Origin of the sequence: Streptomyces sp. NBC_01264 (genome assembly GCF_026340675.1) — a bacterium.
Classification (GTDB): domain Bacteria; phylum Actinomycetota; class Actinomycetes; order Streptomycetales; family Streptomycetaceae; genus Streptomyces.
In genome coordinates this window covers 4,836,281-4,853,514 of sequence record NZ_JAPEOX010000001.1, presented here as the reverse complement: position 1 = coordinate 4,853,514, position 17,234 = coordinate 4,836,281, and the positions used below count along the sequence as shown (strand labels likewise).

Below are 17,234 nucleotides of genomic sequence, written 5' to 3'. Positions count from 1 at the left end.
ACCTGGAATCTGACGGACAGTCAGGTCCACTTGATGATGTGATGCCGGGAGGCCAGCGCCGTGCACCTCGCCCCGACCGAAGGCCAGTTGCGGCTCCGCTCAGAGCTGCGGGAGTACTTCGGAAACCTGCTGCCGGACGGGGTGCCCGAGGACCCCGCCGAGCAGCGCGCACTACTGCGCCGGATAGGCGCCGACGGACTGCTCGGCCTCGGCTGGCCCGTCGAGTACGGAGGCCAGGGCCGCGGCCCGGACGAGCAGTTCGTGTTCTTCGACGAGGCCTACCGGGCCGGCGCCCCCGTCTCCATGGTCACCCTCAACACCGTGGGCCCGACCCTGATGAAGTACGGGACGCAGGAGCAGAAGGACTTCTTCCTGCCGCAGATCCTCAAGGGCGAACTCGTCTTCGCCATCGGCTACTCCGAGCCCGAGGCGGGCACCGACCTCGCCTCCCTGCGCACGAGGGCCGTCCGCGAAGACGAGGGCTGGCTGATCGACGGCCAGAAGATCTTCACTTCCAACGCCCAGAACGCCGACTGGATCTGGCTCGCCTGCCGCACCGATCCGGAAGCCCCCAAACACAAGGGCATCTCCATCATCCTGGTGCCCACCGACGACCCCGGCTTCGCCTGGACACCGATCGACACCGTCGGCGGCCTGACCACGACCGCCACGTACTACGACTCCATCCGCGTGCCCGCCGGCAACCTCGTCGGTCCCGAGCACGGCGGCTGGGGTCTGATCACCAACCAGCTCAACCACGAACGCGTCGCCCTCGCCGCCATCGGCATGCAGGCCGAGGACTTCTACCGCGGCGCACTCGACCACGCCCGCACCCCCGACCCGGTCACCGGCGAGCGTCCCGCCGACCGCCCTTGGGTGCGGTCGCGGCTCGCGGAGGCCCACGCGCGCCTCGCCGCCGTACGCCTCCTCAACTGGCGCCTCGTCCAGGACGTCGGCGCCGGCACCCTGGCGCCGGGCGATGCGAGCGGCGTGAAGTTCCTGGGCACCGAGTCCACCGTCGAGGTGTACCGGATCTGCCAGGAGGTGGTGGGGGAGGAGGCGCTCATCCGGGGATCCGGCCCCGGGGTCTTCGCGGGCGGCGAGCTGGAGCGGATGAACAGGGCCGCCCAGATCAACACCTTCGGGGGCGGAGTCAGCGAGGTCCAACGGGAGATCGTCGCCATGATGCGGCTCGGTATGAAGGGAAGGAAGCGATGACCGCCAGGCCCGCCACCGAAGCCGCGGCAGCAGGAGCAGCAGCAGGAACAGCAGCAGGAGCAGCAGAGGCGGAGGCGGAAGCAGCACGCTTCCACACCCTCCTCGCGTCCTTCGAAGGCCTGCCCGCCGCCACCGCGGGCCAGGGCAAGGACCCGGTCAACGAGCCGATGATCCGCCACTGGTGCGAGGCGATGGGCGATGCCAACCCCGCCTACACCGGACCGGACGCCATCGCCCCGCCCACGATGCTCCAGGCATGGACGATGGGCGGGCTCTCCGGACACTCCGACCGCTCCTCGGCCTACGACGAGCTCCTCACGCTGCTCGACGGCGCGGGCTGCACCTCCGTGGTCGCCACCGACTGCGAGCAGGAGTACCTGAGGCCACTGCGCCCCGGCGACGCCATCACCTTCGACGCCGTGATCGAGTCGGTGTCGCCGCGCAAGACGACCAAGCTGGGCACCGGCCACTTCGTGACCACGCGCATGGACGTCCGCGCGAACGGCGAACTCGCCGGGACGCACCGCTTCCGGATCCTCAAGTACACCCCGGCGGCGAAGAAGGCCACGGAGCCGAGCAGGAAGAAGCCGGCCGCCCAGCGCCCCCGCCCCGTGATCAACCGCGACAACCAGGGTTTCTGGGACGGCGTCCGCGAGCACAAGCTGCTGATCCAGCGCTGCACCGCCTGTGCGACGCTCCGCTTCCCCTGGCTCCCCGGCTGCAACACCTGCGGGAGCCCGGACTGGGACACGGTCGAGGCGTCCGGCGCCGGCACGGTGTTCAGTTACGTGGTCATGCACCATCCGCCCTTCCCCGCCTTCGACCCGCCCTACGCGGTGGCGCTCGTCGAACTCGCCGAAGGGGTCCGCATGGTCAGCAACATCACCGGCGTCCCGTACGACAAGGTCCGCATCGGGCTGCCCGTGCGCCTGGAGTTCCTGCGCGTGGACGAGGAACTGGAACTGCCCGTCTTCCGGGGGAGCGAAGCCTGATGGACTTCCACCCCACCGAGGAACAGGCCGCCGCGGCCGGACTCGCCGCCCAGATCTTCGGCGACCTCGCCACCCACGACCGCCTCGGCGCCGCGGGCACCGGCAGCGACGCCGAGCTGTGGAAGGCACTCACCACCGCCGGACTGACCGCCGCCGTCGAGGACGTCGGCCTGCTCGGCCTGGTGCTCCTGCTGGAGGAACAGGGCCGCACGACCGCGCAGGTCCCGTACGCCGCCACCTGCGTGTACGGGATCCTCGCCCTGGCCCGGCACGGCAGCGAGGAGCAGCGTGCCCGGCTGCTCCCCGCGCTGGGCTCCGGCGACGCGGTCGCCACCGGAGCCTTCCCGGACCGCGGCCGGATCACCGCTTCGCCGGACGGCCGGCTCACCGGCGGCGCCCCCGCCGTGCCCTGGCTGCGCGAGGCCACGCACGTCCTGGTCCCGGACCGGACGGGAGCCCTGTGGCTCGTACGGACCGACGCGCCCGGGGTGCGTACGGAGCCGGTGGAGACCACGGCTCCCTGGTCGGCGGGCAGCCTGACACTGACCGGCGCCGAGGCGGAACGGGTCGGGGGCGAGGGCGCCTACGCGGACGTACTGGCCGTCGCCCGGACCGCCTTCGCCGGCCTCCAGGCGGGGGTCTGCGCGGGCTCGCTGGCCCGCGCCGTGGAGTACACCTCCACCCGCGAGCAGTTCGGCCGGCCGCTCTCCACCAACCAGGGGGTCATGCTCCGCGCGGCCGACGCCTACATGGACACCGAGGCGATACGGGTCACCACGTACGAGGCGGCCTGGCGCGTGGACGAGGGCTTGCCGGCGGGGGAGCACACGCTGACGGCGGCCTGGTGGGCCTCGGAAGCCGGCAAACGGGTCGTCCACGCGGGCCAGCACCTGCACGGCGGAATGGGCGCCGACCTGGACCATCCCGTCCACCGGCACTTCCTGTGGGGACGCCAGCTCGACGCGTACCTGGGCTGCGGCAGCGAACTGCTGGCCGAGCTGGGCGCGGTCCTGTCCGAAGACACGCCAGAGGGGGACGAGGCATGAACATCGGCGACGCACTGCCGCCGCTGGAGATACCGGTCAGCCGCACCCTGATCGTCGCGGGCGCGATCGCCTCCCGCGACTACCAGGACGTGCACCACGACGCGGAGCTCGCGCGGGAGAAGGGCTCCCCGGACATCTTCATGAACATCCTGACGACCAACGGTCTGGTCGGCCGGTACATCACCGACCACCTCGGCCCGCACGCCGTCCTGCGCAAGGTCGCGATCCGCCTCGGCGCCCCGAACCACCCCGGCGACACCATGACGCTGACCGGCACCGTCACCGCCCTCGACGGGGACACCGCCGAGATCCGCGTGGTCGGCGCCAACGGCATCGGCCACCACGTCACGGGCACGGTCACCGTCACCCTCGGCACCCCGGAGGGCACCGCATGAGCGTCCGCACCCGTGACCAGCTCGGCGGCCGCGCCGCCATCGCCGGCATCGGCGCGACCGAGTTCTCCAAGGACTCCGGCCGCAGTGAGCTCAAGCTGGCCGTCGAAGCCGTGCACGCGGCCCTCGACGACGCCGGGCTCACCCCCACCGACGTGGACGGCATGGTCACCTTCACCATGGACACGAGCCCCGAGATCACCGTCGCCCAGGCGGCCGGGATCGGGGACCTCTCCTTCTTCTCCCGCATCCACTACGGCGGCGGCGCCGCCTGCGCCACCGTCCAGCAGGCCGCCCTCGCCGTCGCCACCGGGGTCGCGGAGGTCGTGGTCTGCTACCGCGCCTTCAACGAACGCTCCGGCCGCCGCTTCGGCTCCGGCGTCCAGCAGCGCGAACCCTCGGCGGAGGGCGCGGCGCTCGGCTGGTCGCTGCCCTGGGGGCTGCTCACCCCGGCCTCCTGGGTGGCCATGACCGCCCAGCGCTACCTGCACGCCTACAACCTGACCCCGGAGGCCTTCGGCCACGTCGCGGTCACCGACCGCCGGCACGCCGCGAACAATCCGGCCGCCTACTTCTACGGAAAACCCATCACCCTCGCCGATCACGCGGCCTCGCGCTGGATCGTCGAACCTCTGCGGCTGCTGGACTGCTGCCAGGAGACGGACGGCGGCCAGGCCCTCGTCGTCACCACCGCCGAACGGGCCCGCGACCTGCGGCAGAAGCCCGCCGTGATCACGGCGGCGGCCCAGGGCGCGGGCCGCCGTCAGGAGGCCATGTCCTCCTTCTACCGGGACGGCCTCACCGGGCTCCCGGAGATGGACGTGGTCGCCCGCCAGCTGTGGCGGACCAGTGGACTGCGGCCCTCGGACATCGACGTCGGCATCCTCTACGACCACTTCACGCCCTTCGTGCTGATGCAGCTGGAGGAGTTCGGCTTCTGCGCACCGGGAGAGGCGGCCGATTTCGTGGCCGCGGACGCGCTGCCGCTCAACACCCACGGGGGCCAGCTCGGGGAGGCGTACCTGCACGGCATGAACGGCATCGCCGAGGCGGTCCGCCAGCTGCGCGGCACCTCCGTCAATCAGGTCTCCGGAGCCGCGCACGCCCTGGTCACAGCCGGTACCGGGGTCCCGACCTCCGGCCTGATCCTGGGCGCGGACGGCTGATCCGCCCGGTGGGGAAGCCGGGCGGCGGCCGCGTGGAAGCCGCGCGGCACCCCCGCGGAAGCAGCGCGGACATCCCGCGGAAGCCCCGCCTCCTCCACCTTCAGGAGGTGGGGCGGGCCCCACCCCTACAACCTGAGGGGGATCCCGCTTCGGCACTTGCGGCCGATCCGGTGGGGCCGCGCCGCTCCTAGCGTGGGGGCATGACCACGCCTGTGTGCACGCTCGCCTCGAATCCGACGCCGTACCCGTCGTTCTCGGCGTACGTCCGGACCCGCGGCACGGTCCTGATGCGCACCGCGCGCTCGCTCACCGCCAACCCCTGCGACGCCGAGGACCTCCTCCAGACGGCACTGGCCAAGACCTATGTCGCGTGGGACCGCATCGAGGACCACCGCGCCCTGGACGGATACGTCCGCCGGGCCCTGGTCAACACCCGCACCAGTCAGTGGCGCAAGCGCAAGGTCGACGAGTTCGTCTGCGACGAGCTCCCGGAGGCCGACGAGCCGCCGGCCGCCGACCCCGCCGAGGCGCAGGCGCTGCGCGACGCGATGTGGCGCGCGGTGACCCGGCTGCCCGACCGGCAGCGGGCGATGGTCGTGCTGCGCTACTACGAGGACCTGAGCGAGGCCCAGACCGCCGAGCTGCTCGGAGTCTCCGTGGGCACCGTCAAGAGCGCCGTCTCCCGCGCGCTGGTCAAGCTCCGCGAGGACCCGGAACTGACCCCCGTCCGCTGAGCCCGGCCCCTCCCGGGCGATGTTTCACGTGAAACAACGCCCGCGTTTTCTACTCTTGGGTAGTGACATGCCGACCGGTACGTGCGCAGAATCGCAGCATCCGTAGCCGCCGCAGCGCCGCAGCGCTCACCGGGAGGACGCTTTGCTGAGCACCATGCAGGACGTACCACTCCTCGTCACCCGCATACTGCAGCACGGGATGACGATCCACGGGAAGTCCCAGGTCACGACCTGGACCGGGGAGGCCGAGCCGCACCGCCGCAGCTTCGCCGAGATCGGGACCCGTGCCACGCGCCTGGCCAACGCCCTGCGCGACGAGTTGGGCGTTCGGCAGGACGACCGCGTCGCGACCCTGATGTGGAACAACGCCGAGCACGTCGAGGCGTACTTCGCGATCCCCTCCATGGGCGCCGTCCTGCACACGCTGAACCTGCGGCTCCCTCCCGAGCAGCTGGTCTTCATCGTCAACCACGCGGCCGACAAGGTCGTCCTGGTCAACGGCACCCTGCTGCCGCTGCTCGTCCCGCTCCTGCCGCACCTGCCGACCATCGAGCACGTCGTGGTCGCGGGCATCGGCGACCGCTCCGCGCTGGAGGGCCTCGGCGTGCGCGTGCACGAGTACGAGGAGCTCCTGGCGGGCCGCCCGGACACCTACGACTGGCCCGAGCTGGACGAGCGCCAGGCCGCGGCCATGTGCTACACCTCCGGCACCACCGGGGACCCCAAGGGCGTCGTCTACTCCCACCGGTCGATCTACCTGCACTCGATGCAGGTCAACATGGCCGAGTCGATGGGCCTGACCGACAAGGACACCTCACTCGTCGTCGTCCCGCAGTTCCACGTCAACGCCTGGGGCCTGCCGCACGCCACGTTCATGACCGGCATCAACATGCTGATGCCGGACCGCTTCCTGCAGCCCGCCCCGCTCGCCGACATGATCGAGCGGGAGAAGCCCACGCACGCCGCGGCCGTCCCCACCCTCTGGCAGGGCCTGCTCGCCGAGGTCACCGCCAACCCGCGGGATCTGAGCTCGATGAAGCAGGTCACCATCGGCGGCGCCGCCTGTCCGCCGGCCCTGATGGAGGCCTACGACAAGCTCGGCGTACGCCTCAACCACGCCTGGGGGATGACCGAGACCTCCCCGCTGGGCACCATGGCCCACCCGCCGGCCGGTCTGACTCCCGAGGAGGAGTGGCCGTACCGCATCACCCAGGGCCGTTTCCCGGCGGGCGTCGAGGCCCGCCTGGTCGGCCCCGGGGGCGGCCTGCTGCCCTGGGACGGCGAGTCGGCGGGCGAGCTCGAGGTCCGCGGCAGCTGGATCGCGGGTGCCTACTACGGCGGCGCGTCCGGGGAGCCCTTCCGCCCGGAGGACAAGTTCAGCGAGGACGGCTGGCTCAAGACCGGCGATGTCGGCGTGATCAGCCCCGACGGCTTCCTGACCCTCACCGACCGGGCCAAGGACGTCATCAAGTCCGGCGGGGAGTGGATCTCCAGCGTGGAGCTGGAGAACGCGCTGATGGCCCACCCCGAGGTCGCCGAGGCGGCGGTGGTCGCCGTACCCGACGACAAGTGGGACGAGCGCCCGCTGGCCACCGTGGTCCTCAAGGAGGGCGCCACCGTGGACTACGCGGGACTGCGCGCCTTCCTCGGCCAGTCGATCGCCAAGTGGCAGCTGCCGGAGCGCTGGGCGATCGTCGAGGCCGTGCCGAAGACGAGCGTCGGCAAGTTCGACAAGAAGGTGATCCGCAAGCAGTACGCGGACGGCCTCCTCGACGTCACCAAGCTCGACTGAGTCACCGGCCCCGGGGGGCTACTGGCCGCGCGTGAGCCATGGCCGCAGCAGCTTGCTGATCGCGGGCATGGCCACGTAGGTCATCAGGGTGCTGAAGACGACGGCGAACGCGGCCGTCCGCAGCACGAAGTGCAGGTTCACCAGGTACGGCCCGAGCAGCGCGTTGCCCACGAGCGAGATCGGGAAGATGGCCAGCCCGGAGCTGATCGCCATCTTCCACCGCGGCGGCGCGGGCCGGGCCGTACCCGGCTTCGCGAACCAGGTCTCCATGCCGTGCAGTTCGCGCCGGGCTATCTCGGTGTGGTGGTGCCCGAGGCAGTTGGAGAACCAGGCGGCGCGCTCGGCGGAGTCCTGCCACCGCTGGAAGGCCGCCTGGTTGCGGAACCGGTGCACCAGGAACCAGGGCCCGCCGTCTACGGCCGGGCGGAACAGGCCGTACCCCAGGTGGTCGGGAAAAGCCGCGGCCGTCTCCAGGATCCCGTGGGCCCAGGCCTCGAAGTTCTCTTCGTGGCCCGGGTCAACCTGTCGCGCGATGAGCAGGCTGACCTCCCCGTTGTCGGCGGGGACGGTCTGCTCGCTCGTGTCGATGATGGCCATGCGGCCAGAATGACTAGTTGGTGCCGATCTTGGCCAGCAGGTCCACGATGCGGCCCTGGACGTCCGCCGTGGTGGACCGCTCGGCGAGGAACAGCACGCTCTCGCCCGAGGCCAGCCGCGGCAGTTCGGACGGCTCGATCCCGGTGGCCGTGTAGACGACCAGCGGAGTGTGGTTCAACTGCCCGTTGGCGCGCAGCCAGTCCACGATCCCGGCCCGGCGGCGGCGCACCTGCATCAGGTCCATCACCACCAGGTTCGGCCGCATCCGGGTCGCCAGTTCCACGGCGTCCGTATCGGCGTCGGCCCGCGCGACCTGCATGCCGCGCCGCTCCAGGGCGGCGGTCAGCGCGGTCGCGATCTCGTCGTGCTCCTCGATCAGCAGCACCCGGGAGGGGTGCTGCTCGCTGTCGCGCGGCGCGAGCGCCTTGAGCAGCACGGCCGGATCGGCGCCGTACGCCGCTTCGCGCGTGGCGTGCCCCAGCCCGGCCGTGACCAGCACGGGCACCTCGGCGGCCACCGCGGCCTGACGCAGCGACTGCAGGGCGGTCCGGGTGATCGGTCCGGTGAGCGGGTCCACGAACAGCGCGGCGGGGAACGCGGCGATCTGCGCGTCGACCTCCTCGCGGGAGTGCACGATCACCGGGCGGTAGCCGCGGTCGCTGAGCGCGGCCTGCGTCTGCGCGTCCGGAGCCGGCCACACCAGGAGCCGGCGCGGGTTGTCCAGGGGCTCGGGCGGCAGCTCGTCGTCCACGGGACGCGGCACCGTCCGGTTGACCACCTCCACGGCGCCACCGGGCCCGTCCAGCGGCTCCGGGCCCTCGGCGGAGCCCTCCTCGGGGGCTCCTATGGCGAAGGCACGGCCCTCGGGAGCGGGCTCCGCGAGCCGGCGCCGCCGGCCGGAGCCGTTGGTGTCGCCGGCCCCGCCGCCCTGGCCGAGGCTGCCCAGTGCGCGGACGCTGATCGGCGCCCCGGCGGCCTCGGCGGGGGTGTCCTGCGGCTGCCGGGCTCCGGGTACGGCGATCTGCCCGCTGCCGTCGGAGTCCTCGGGCGCGGTACGGGCCGCCGGAACCGGCCAGGCCGGGGTTGCGGGCAGCGCACGCCGCCGCCCGGTGGGATGCGTCTCGGGGCCTACGGGGCCCTGCGCGCCCGCATCCGGCCCCCCGGCGGAAGCTTCGGCGCCCTCGGAGTCGGTGACGGGCGGTGCGCCCAGGACCCGGCGCCCCCGCCGCCCGCCCGCGGTGTCGGAGCCGGCCTCGGCGGCGGAGCCGGCCATGGCGGGGGCCTGCTGCGGCTGCGGGGCCGGCGTTGGCCCGGCGGGCAGGGCGAAGCCCCCCTCGGGGGCGATGGGCCGTACGGGAGCGGGGGTGGAGGGAGGTGCGGGCATCGGAGCCGGCAGGGGCGCGGGCGTCGGCCCGAGCCCGGTCGCCGGCACCGGGCCGCCCGGCTGCGCCGGTCCTGCCGCGCCCAGGGCACGCCGCCGACCCGCGGGGTGCTCCGTCAGCGGAACGGGAAGCCCGGGGAACGGGGGCACCGGCACGGGAGCCACCGGCATGGGCGGGAGCGCGGGTACGGCGGTCACCTGCGGGGGCACGGGCCGCCCGGGGCCACCGGGGAGCTCGTTGCCGCCGGCGGGGCCGTCGCCGCTGCCGTCGCCGTTCTGGCCGCGCCGCCGCCCCGTGCCGCTTCCGCCCAGGCCCGCCGGGTTCACGGGGGACTGGGCGAGTTCCGCGGGGGCGCCGTCGCCGGTCCGGGCGACAGCCGCGGCCTCGCCGCCCCGGCGCCGCCCGGACGGCAGCGCGAGCGCGCTCCCGCCGTCGGCCCCGGCAGCTCCGTCGGTGTCCTGCCCGGCCTTCGCCAGGCCGGTGCCGGAGCCGCTGCCCTCGGCGTCGTCGTCCGCGAGGAACGCGTCCACGCCGCGCCGGGACCGCCGGCCGCCGGAGACCTGCCCCGGGCCGCCCTCGGTCCCGGGCTCGGCCGGGGGAGCCTCCTTCGGCTCGGGCAGGGTGACCGTCCCGGCTCCCGAGCCCAGCGGCAGCTCCAGTACGTACGCCCCGCCGGGCGCGCCGGGTACCTCGACCGTCTGCAGCACACCGCCGTGCGCCTCCACGATGCCCCGCACGATCGGCTCGTGCACCGGGTTGCCGCCCTCGTACGGGCCGCGCACCTCGATCCGTACGACCTCGCCGCGCTGCGCGGCGGCCACCACGATCGTCGAGTCCATGTACCCGCTGCCCTGGCGGGTCTTGCCGGTGGCGTCCACCCCGGCGACGTCCGCGACCAGGTGCGCGAGGGCGGTCGCGATCCGCTCCGCGTCCACCTCGGCCTCGATGGTCGGGGCGTGCACGGCGAACTGCGCCCGCCCGGGGCCGATCAGCTCGACGGCGCCGTCGACACCGGCCGCGACGACCCCGTCGATCAGCACCTTCTTCTTGTCGAGCTTCTCGCCGCCCGCGTCGAGGCGCTGGAAGGAGAGCACGTTGTCGACCAGCGTGGTCATCCGGGAGTAGCCGGCGGCCAGGTGGTGCAGGAGCTGGTTGGCCTCGGGCCACAGCTGTCCCGCGTCGTCGGCGGCCAGTGTGGCCAGCTCTCCGCGCAGCTCCTCCAGCGGTCCGCGCAGGGAGTCGCCGAGGACGGACAGCAGCTGGGCGTGGCGCGCGGCCAGAGCGTCGTAGGAACGCCGGTCGGTGAAGGTCATGACGGCGCCGACGAGCTGCTCCCCGTCCCGTACGGGAGAGGTGGTCAGGTCCACGGCGACGGGCTGCCCGGCCTTGTTCCACAGCACTTGGCCGCGGACCCGGTGCTTGCGCCCGCTGCGCAGGGTGTCGGCGAGCGGGGACTCCTCGAAGGGGAAAGGCGAACCGTCGGCGCGCGAGTGCTGGACCAGCCCGTGCAGTTCGCGGTTGCCGAGGTCGGTGGCGCGGTAGCCGAGGATCTGGGCGGCGGCCGGATTGACCAGGACGACCCGGCCGTCGGTGTCCGTGCCGACGACGCCCTCGGCGGCGGCGCGCAGGATCATCTCGGTCTGGCGCTGGGAGCGGGCCAGCTCGGCCTCGGTGTCCACCGTCTGCGAGAGGTCCCGTACGACGAGCATCAGCAGCTCGTCGCCGGTGTACGAGGGCTGCGGCTCGCGGTAGGCGTCACGGCCGTCGAGATGGGCCGCGGTGACCTCCACCGGGAACTCGCTGCCGTCGGTGCGGCGGGCGACCATCCGTTTCGGGCGGGCGCGGCCGCCCTCGTCCTCGCCGGGCCGGCGCATAGAGCCGGGGATCAGCTTGGAGTCGAACTCGGGCAGGAGGTCGAGCACGCCCCGGCCGACGAGCCCGGTTCCGGGGCTCTCCATGACCTCGAGGGCGATCGAATTGGCGTTGACGACCGTGCCGTTGGCGTTGACGAGCAACAGCGCGTCCGGAAGAGCGTCGAGTATTGCTGCGAGGCGAGCAGCGCCTCGGGATGGCCTGCTGCTCACGACGAGCTTCCTCCCTGACCACAACTACCGGCATGTCACGGGAGGAGTCTAAGCGCACGGGCTCCCGGTGAGGGGGCGGATGCCCGGCGCATACCGCCCGACGCGCGCATCCTCCCAGGTCAGGAACGCCCACTTGGAAGCACAGGTTCCAAGTCGTTCCACCGGCGGATCTCGCAGCCGTTCGTCCGGCGGAACCGGGAGTCCACGCTGCGGCCATGCCACGTTCCGGTGATCCGGGCGGTGGCGCGGCCGCCGTCCTGCATGGTGCACAGCTGATTCGCGGGCTCGGGGGCGAAGGGGTCCTTCCCCTCGCGCGCGAGGGCTTCGAGGCGGGCGCAGGCGTCCTGTGCCTGCGGGTGGTTCCCGCCGGGCGGGCCGCACTCCAGCCGGTATTCACCGTCCGCCCTCGGATTGCCCGTGTCGGCCACGACGATCGTGAGCCGGTCGGGGGAGGCCAGCAGCCGGCTGAGGGGCGGCAGCGGGGGAAGGGGGCCCGCCACCGCTGCGGCCAGGGCGGAGGTGACGGCGAAAGCGGCGAGACGCAGCATGGGGAACTCCAGGTCGTCCGTACGTCGTACGACACACCAACGACGAGCGGGCGCCGACGTTCCGCATGTGGGGTGCTTAAGGCTTTGCTCTGCGGGCCGCCCTCCTTGTACCGTGGGAGCGGATTGGTGACCGGCCCCTGGCCTGTGTCATCATCTGCACGCACCCTCGTACGCGGGGGTGTGCTGGAGGCGTCGCCTAGTCCGGTCTATGGCGCCGCACTGCTAATGCGGTTTGGGGTTTACGCCCCATCGAGGGTTCAAATCCCTCCGCCTCCGCACATCACGAAGCCCCGGTCCTTGCGGACCGGGGCTTCGGTGCGTTCGGGGTTCGTCTGGGGTCCGTTCGAGGTCCGGGAGATGGCGGGATCTGCCCGCGCGGAGCTGCGCCGGGGACGTCGCGCCACCCAACTGGATGATCTTCTTCCAGGTCGTTTCCGCAGGTCAGAGTGGGTGGACCTAATGGATTTCGTGTCCCGGCGAGGTCCATGTATTGTTGTTCTCGCAAGGCCAACGGGGCGCAAAACCCCGGCCCGCCAAGCACTCGTAGCTTAACGGATAGAGCATCTGACTACGGATCAGAAGGTTGCAGGTTCGAATCCTGCCGAGTGCACAGCAGCTCAGAAGCCCCGGACGAAAGTCCGGGGCTTCTGGCGTTTCAGGCCGTACAGCAGTGAAGTACAGCAACCGGCTCAGCCGCTGGTGCCCCCCATTGCGGAGGACAGCCGGTCCAGGGCATCGCGCACGTCCTCGTCGCCGGCCGCCGCGTAGACCTCCATCGTCATGGTGATCTGCGAGTGCCGCAGCATCCGCTGCGCCACCTTTGGGTGCACCTTGAGCACCACCAGGAGCGCCGCGCACGTGTGCCGGGTGTTCCGGCAGCGGGATCACGCGAAGACCGGCGCGACGTGCCCGCAGGCCGAACATCCGGGTCAGGTTCCCCGGCTCGATCGGGGTTCCTTACTTCGTCGTCAAGATCAGCCCATGGCTGTCCTGCCACAGATCCCCGGCAGCTTTGCGGCGAACAGGTGGTCGTCCCGGTCCGCCGCATCGGCGAGGAACTGGCCGGCTTCGGCCACGGACCAGGGCTTGATCCGCTTCCGCCGGGACTTGGGCACCTTCACCAGGGAGGCGACGTTCTTGGTGATCTCCTCCTCGGTGACGGCATGCGTCAGGGCGGCCCGCAGGGCGTCGCGGGAGCCCTGGATCACCCGCCGGGACGGGAACGACTCGCAGCACTCCCCGACGGCGCAGCACCGCCGGCTTGCGGTGGCGCGCTTCGCGTCCTTGCCCTGGGCGCAGCACTGGCAGATGGCCGACAGCTTGGTCAGCCACTCGCGGACGTCCCGGACGGTCAGCTTGTCGAGCCGCTTCGTACCGAGGTGCGGGGCGATGTAGAGCCGCACGTGCCCCTCGTACGAGATGCAGGAGAGCGGCGCCAGGTTCGGCTTCACGATCGAGTCCAGCCAGTACGAGAGGAAGGCAGTGACCGTCCGGTGCCGAGGGGCGACGGGCCCCTTCTTGGCCTCCGCGCGGCTCGCACCAAACGTGCCCGTTCTCCGGGCTGATCGGCCATGCGCCAGGCCGTATGGCCGCCCTATCTTGTGAGGAATCACTCTAAGTGAATTCTCGTGCCGGACCAGAGAGACAGGCAAGATGGAAAAAATATTCGTATTTGCGCATGGAACCGACCTTGGGGGGCAGAAAGTTGGGGTGCCACCCGGGTTTCATATCTGCGTCTATGCAGACCCGGGCGAGGTTGCCATGTTTTCAAACGGCTGCGCCGCGATTAACTCCGGAGGTGCGATCGGCAGTCGGAAGAAGTTTGAAAAAAATGGCGAATCCATGATCACGCCGTACATTTTCAGCCCCCTCGAAAAGCATGAAGTAGACCGGGTTCGCGACTCGATCAGCTCCGCTACTGGCGGCGTCGTCTACATTCACGGACTCCAAGAATTGTCACAGGGTGACATGGATGCAGGAGTTAAACTCCTCAAGGCGCCGACGGATGACTACATCATGAAGAGACTCTTCACGGAACTGGTAGAAAATCACGGAACGAAAGTGGAGTACCACCTCCACCTTGTGGCCTGTCTCGCTCCCGCTCATCCCGACGGGGAAAATGCACCGCCGCCGAAGCGCACCCTGGCGGTGGGCAACGAGAAGAAGCGTTCGTATGATGACACTCCTCTCATGTATCCCGAAACATACCCGGAGGAGGATGAGAGGCTGTACCCCCAGCTGCACAGAAAATCGCGCAAAATTCAAGAAGAGATCGATCGCGACCCATCGCGGACCTTGAGGGGAATCTCGAAAGCGACACTGGCGCAGATGGGGTTGGGGTACGACGAAAAGGAAAAGCGTCAGATTTCCCTCAGTCCCGTCGATCCTAAAGATTTCTCTGAAGTCGGTGTAACCCTTTTTCCTGATGTGCTCAAAGGTGCCGCACTTCCGGATTCTTATGAAGAGGCTCACCGGCTCGAACAGGCGCGTTGCGCTTTTGGCTCTTATCTGAATTTGGCCGCGCATCGCAAGGGGGAATTCAAGGAGACGTTCGGTCTTCTTGCCCTTTACGACATCATATCAACCCTGCCGGGCATCCACGATACTCATCGCATCACGTGTGAGCTGGAGCTGGAAGAGTTCATGCGCAGCAACTTGCTCTTGTGGGGATCTGTGGACGTCGAAAAACTCGTTCAAGCGCTGGCTGAGCGACGTCTCATCATGGATGTGAAATCCAAGCACCTGGCGGAAAATAATCACGAAGGAATGAACCCACTCGCGGACTTCTATGGCATTCCGAGAAGCGAGTTCAAAGCCCAGGTAGAGCAGGACCCCTTCCTGCTTGAATCTCGGACCCTGAATGCAGAGATGCGATCGCAGGAGGCAATCGCGTCCATTAGCGAGGTTGTCTTGGCGCGCCTCAATGAAAGCTGGATCACGTGTAGAAGGTTCATCCTGGTGATCGTCCGCACGCTGGCCCGGCAGGCCCAGCAGGCCCAGCAGGCCCAGAACGACCCAAGCGGTAGCACGTCACGACAGCTCTGATCGGCGCGCCGAGAAATTTCGTGACCCTTGGAGCGCCCATAGCCCTTGACAAGAGATCGCCATGGTTCGCACGGTGCGGTGCACGAGATGATCGCTCGCGAATCCTGCCGAGTGCACAGCCCAAGAGGCCCCCCGGTTCACCGGGGGGCCTCTTGGGCTGTGCTTCCGCTCTTCTTCTTCCTCCCCCGCCCTCTCCCTCTCCCTCTCTCCTCCTCAGTGATGAGACCTGGCTCCGGGGGGCTACGGGGTGAGATGGCTCTGCCGGGGGACGCGGTGTGCGGCGGGGCGAGGCTACGGTTTCCTGGAGATCGGATCACCGGAGACCGGTTCACCGGGAAAGCAGGGGGAACGCACATGGGACTGTTCGGGAACGCGCACGCCGTGGATCCGGCGTCGGCGCACCGCGAGTACGCGCGGCTGCTGGGGCAGGGGGAGCAGGTGCACGCCGCGTACCTGCTGATCCGCGACACGATCCTGTTCACCGACCGGCGGCTCGTGCTCGTCGACAAGCAGGGGCTCACGGGCAAGAAGGTCGAGTACCACTCGATTCCGTACCGGAGCATCACGCACTTCTCCGTGGAGACCGCCGGCCACTTCGACCTCGACGCGGAGCTGAAGATATGGCTCTCCGGGAGCTCGACACCGATAGCGAAGACCTTCACCAAGGGCGTCGACATCTACGAGGTGCAGGCGATCCTGACCCAGTTCGTCGCCCGCTAGCCGGGCCGGGGGAGGAAGGGGGAGGGCTCGGCCGAATGCTGTTCGGCCACGGGGGGTGAATGCAGGATCAGGTAGCGTCTCCGCCAGGGTGTGCAGGGACGTAGAAGGAGTTCGGTGGACGACATCGACCGGGCGCTGATCCAGCGCCTCCAGGAGGACGCGGGCCAGTCGTACGCGGCGCTGGCGGCCTCCGTGGGGCTCTCCGCGGGCGCCACCCACGAGCGCGTACGCAAGCTGCGCGAGCGCGGGGTCATCCGGCGGACCACGGTCGAGGTGGATCCGGCGGCCGTCGGCAGCGGGGTGCTGGCCTACGTGATGGTCGACTCCACGGCCTGGATGGGCGACTCGCGGGCCGCCTTCGAGGGCATCGCGGAGATCCAGGAGGCGCACATCATCGCCGGCAGCGCCTCGGTGATGGTCAAGATCCGCACGGGCACCACCGAGCAGCTGCAGGACGTCCTGCGCCGCCTCTACGCCATCGACGGTGTCAGCGGGACGCAGGCCACCGTCGTCCTGGAAACCTTCTTCGAGCGACCGCTCCCCCTGTGACCTGGTGGTGCACCGGCCTCCGGTGGAACGACGGGCGGCCGGCCATGGGCTGGTACGGCCGGGGACCGGGGAGGGGAGAGCGCGTCAGCCTCCTCGGGTACGGGCAGCCGCTCGGCTTCGCCGCCCGGGGAGAGCGCCACTGCCTCGGCATCCGGCGGGCCGGACGGCGGACGCCGTGCCCGACGGGGCGGACCGTGCCGGGGCGGGCCGGGAACGCCCAGTGCCCCGAGTGCGCCGGCCTGAACCGTTCCTTCTCGGTGGCGGCCGACACCAACGCCGGTGATCCGCGTACCTACCGGGTGTACCTCGCCTGGTTCGGGGCCGGGCTGGTCAAGGTCGGCATCACCGCCGAGGAGCGCGGGTCCGTCCGGCTGCTGGAGCAGGGCGCAGTGGCCTGGGCCTGGCTGGGGCGCGGGCCGCTGATGGCCACCCGCCGGACCGAGGAGCTGTTGCGGGCCGCGCTCGGCGTGCCCGACCGGATCGCCTATGCCCGTAAGCGGTCCTTGCGGGGGGACCTGCCGCCGGCGCCCGAGCGGGCGGCGGAGGTCGCGGCCCTGCACGCGCGGGCGGCCGCGCTGGAGGGGTGGCCTGAGTCGCTGGAGAGGCTGGAGAGCGAGGTGACCGACCACGCCGGGGCGTTCGGGCTCGACGCGCTGCCCGCCCCTGTCCGGGTGATCACCGAGATGGTGCCCGGCGGGAGGGTCGCTGGCCGGCTCGTCGGCGCGGCCGGGCCCGATCTGCACTTCGCCGACGGGCTGGTCGTGGACACCCGGCTGCTCGCGGGGTGGGAGCTGGTGGCGCCCGGGGAGAGCGGTGTCACCGATGTGCCCGAGGCGGAGATCTCGGTCTCCGGGCGCGATGCCGCGGCCGCGCAGGACGGGCTGTTCTGACCTGACCGGCGGAGGAAGGGGCAAGGTCAAAACTTGGATCTCTTTGGCTCCCCGGGCCGTTTTCCGGTGGACATGCCAC

Annotated in this window: 14 protein-coding genes, 2 tRNA genes and 1 pseudogene; 13 read left to right on the top strand and 4 right to left on the bottom strand. The window is 70.7% G+C overall.

Going from position 1 to position 17,234, the window contains the following annotated elements; translation table 11 throughout:
* The first annotated feature begins 60 nt into the window (after positions 1-60).
* The 7 genes from OG435_RS22510 (at position 61) to OG435_RS22480 (ending at position 7,340) form a co-directional block, all read left to right on the top strand.
* Complete coding sequence (locus OG435_RS22510; protein ID WP_266879108.1) at positions 61-1,218, top strand: acyl-CoA dehydrogenase family protein; 1,158 nt, start codon at positions 61-63, stop codon at positions 1,216-1,218.
* Entirely contained in the window at positions 1,215-2,210 is a 996-nt protein-coding gene (locus tag OG435_RS22505; protein ID WP_266879106.1) for a bifunctional MaoC family dehydratase N-terminal/OB-fold nucleic acid binding domain-containing protein, read from the top strand. Before OG435_RS22510 ends, OG435_RS22505 begins: the two co-directional genes overlap by 4 nt.
* Positions 2,210-3,256: an acyl-CoA dehydrogenase family protein gene (locus OG435_RS22500; RefSeq protein ID WP_266879104.1), complete on the top strand. Its 1,047-nt coding sequence runs from the start codon at positions 2,210-2,212 to the stop codon at positions 3,254-3,256. Before OG435_RS22505 ends, OG435_RS22500 begins: the two co-directional genes overlap by 1 nt.
* Complete coding sequence (locus OG435_RS22495; RefSeq protein ID WP_266879102.1) at positions 3,253-3,651, top strand: MaoC family dehydratase; 399 nt, start codon at positions 3,253-3,255, stop codon at positions 3,649-3,651. The genes OG435_RS22500 and OG435_RS22495 overlap by 4 nt, the downstream gene beginning before the upstream one ends.
* Positions 3,648-4,814, top strand: a complete 1,167-nt coding sequence (locus OG435_RS22490; RefSeq protein WP_266879100.1) for a lipid-transfer protein — start codon at positions 3,648-3,650, stop codon at positions 4,812-4,814. The genes OG435_RS22495 and OG435_RS22490 overlap by 4 nt, the downstream gene beginning before the upstream one ends.
* 200 nt (positions 4,815-5,014) lie before the next feature.
* On the top strand, positions 5,015-5,548 hold the full coding sequence (locus OG435_RS22485) for a SigE family RNA polymerase sigma factor (RefSeq protein WP_250738541.1): 534 nt from the start codon (positions 5,015-5,017) through the stop codon (positions 5,546-5,548).
* A gap of 142 nt (positions 5,549-5,690) precedes the next feature.
* Positions 5,691-7,340, top strand: a complete 1,650-nt coding sequence (locus OG435_RS22480) for a long-chain fatty acid--CoA ligase (RefSeq protein ID WP_266879097.1) — start codon at positions 5,691-5,693, stop codon at positions 7,338-7,340.
* 18 nt (positions 7,341-7,358) lie between these two features.
* Here the strand turns inward: OG435_RS22480 and OG435_RS22475 are convergent, their stop codons facing one another.
* The 3 genes from OG435_RS22475 to OG435_RS22465 form a co-directional block, all read right to left on the bottom strand.
* Positions 7,359-7,937 (bottom strand): antibiotic biosynthesis monooxygenase, encoded by a 579-nt coding sequence (locus OG435_RS22475; protein ID WP_266879095.1) that lies wholly within the window; start codon positions 7,935-7,937, stop codon positions 7,359-7,361.
* 13 nt (positions 7,938-7,950) lie between these two features.
* On the bottom strand, positions 7,951-11,403 hold the full coding sequence (locus tag OG435_RS22470; protein WP_266879093.1) for a response regulator: 3,453 nt from the start codon (positions 11,401-11,403) through the stop codon (positions 7,951-7,953).
* A gap of 119 nt (positions 11,404-11,522) precedes the next feature.
* Complete coding sequence (locus OG435_RS22465) at positions 11,523-11,951, bottom strand: SSI family serine proteinase inhibitor (protein WP_266879091.1); 429 nt, start codon at positions 11,949-11,951, stop codon at positions 11,523-11,525.
* Positions 11,952-12,136: 185 nt separating this feature from the next.
* Here OG435_RS22465 and OG435_RS22460 point away from each other — a divergent pair.
* A tRNA-Ser gene (locus tag OG435_RS22460) sits at positions 12,137-12,227 on the top strand.
* 261 nt (positions 12,228-12,488) lie between these two features.
* Positions 12,489-12,561, top strand: a tRNA-Arg gene (locus tag OG435_RS22455).
* 79 nt (positions 12,562-12,640) lie between these two features.
* Here the strand turns inward: OG435_RS22455 and OG435_RS50155 are convergent.
* A pseudogene (locus tag OG435_RS50155) lies at positions 12,641-13,480 on the bottom strand (tyrosine-type recombinase/integrase); the annotation flags it as partial.
* Between the two features lie 124 nt (positions 13,481-13,604).
* Between OG435_RS50155 and OG435_RS22440 the strand changes: the two are divergent.
* The 4 genes from OG435_RS22440 (at position 13,605) to OG435_RS22425 (ending at position 17,155) form a co-directional block, all read left to right on the top strand.
* Positions 13,605-14,996: a hypothetical protein gene (locus tag OG435_RS22440; protein ID WP_266879086.1), complete on the top strand. Its 1,392-nt coding sequence runs from the start codon at positions 13,605-13,607 to the stop codon at positions 14,994-14,996.
* Positions 14,997-15,350: 354 nt separating this feature from the next.
* A complete protein-coding gene (locus OG435_RS22435) occupies positions 15,351-15,716 on the top strand; it encodes a PH domain-containing protein (protein ID WP_266879084.1) in 366 nt (121 codons plus the stop codon).
* A gap of 114 nt (positions 15,717-15,830) precedes the next feature.
* Positions 15,831-16,265, top strand: a complete 435-nt coding sequence (locus OG435_RS22430) for an Lrp/AsnC family transcriptional regulator (RefSeq protein WP_266879083.1) — start codon at positions 15,831-15,833, stop codon at positions 16,263-16,265.
* On the top strand, positions 16,262-17,155 hold the full coding sequence (locus tag OG435_RS22425) for a DUF2797 domain-containing protein (protein WP_430625674.1): 894 nt from the start codon (positions 16,262-16,264) through the stop codon (positions 17,153-17,155). The genes OG435_RS22430 and OG435_RS22425 overlap by 4 nt, the downstream gene beginning before the upstream one ends.
* Positions 17,156-17,234: the final 79 nt, after the last annotated feature.

Coding starts and splice junctions, on each gene's coding strand:
- OG435_RS22495 (WP_266879102.1), top strand. CDS start 3,253: ATGAACATCGGCGACGCACTGCCGCCGCTGGAGATACCGGTCAGCCGC.
- OG435_RS22490 (WP_266879100.1), top strand. CDS start 3,648: ATGAGCGTCCGCACCCGTGACCAGCTCGGCGGCCGCGCCGCCATCGCC.
- OG435_RS22435 (WP_266879084.1), top strand. CDS start 15,351: ATGGGACTGTTCGGGAACGCGCACGCCGTGGATCCGGCGTCGGCGCAC.
- OG435_RS22475 (WP_266879095.1), bottom strand. CDS start 7,937: ATGGCCATCATCGACACGAGCGAGCAGACCGTCCCCGCCGACAACGGG.
- OG435_RS22500 (WP_266879104.1), top strand. CDS start 2,210: ATGGACTTCCACCCCACCGAGGAACAGGCCGCCGCGGCCGGACTCGCC.
- OG435_RS22440 (WP_266879086.1), top strand. CDS start 13,605: ATGGAAAAAATATTCGTATTTGCGCATGGAACCGACCTTGGGGGGCAG.
- OG435_RS22465 (WP_266879091.1), bottom strand. CDS start 11,951: ATGCTGCGTCTCGCCGCTTTCGCCGTCACCTCCGCCCTGGCCGCAGCG.
- OG435_RS22505 (WP_266879106.1), top strand. CDS start 1,215: ATGACCGCCAGGCCCGCCACCGAAGCCGCGGCAGCAGGAGCAGCAGCA.
- OG435_RS22485 (WP_250738541.1), top strand. CDS start 5,015: ATGACCACGCCTGTGTGCACGCTCGCCTCGAATCCGACGCCGTACCCG.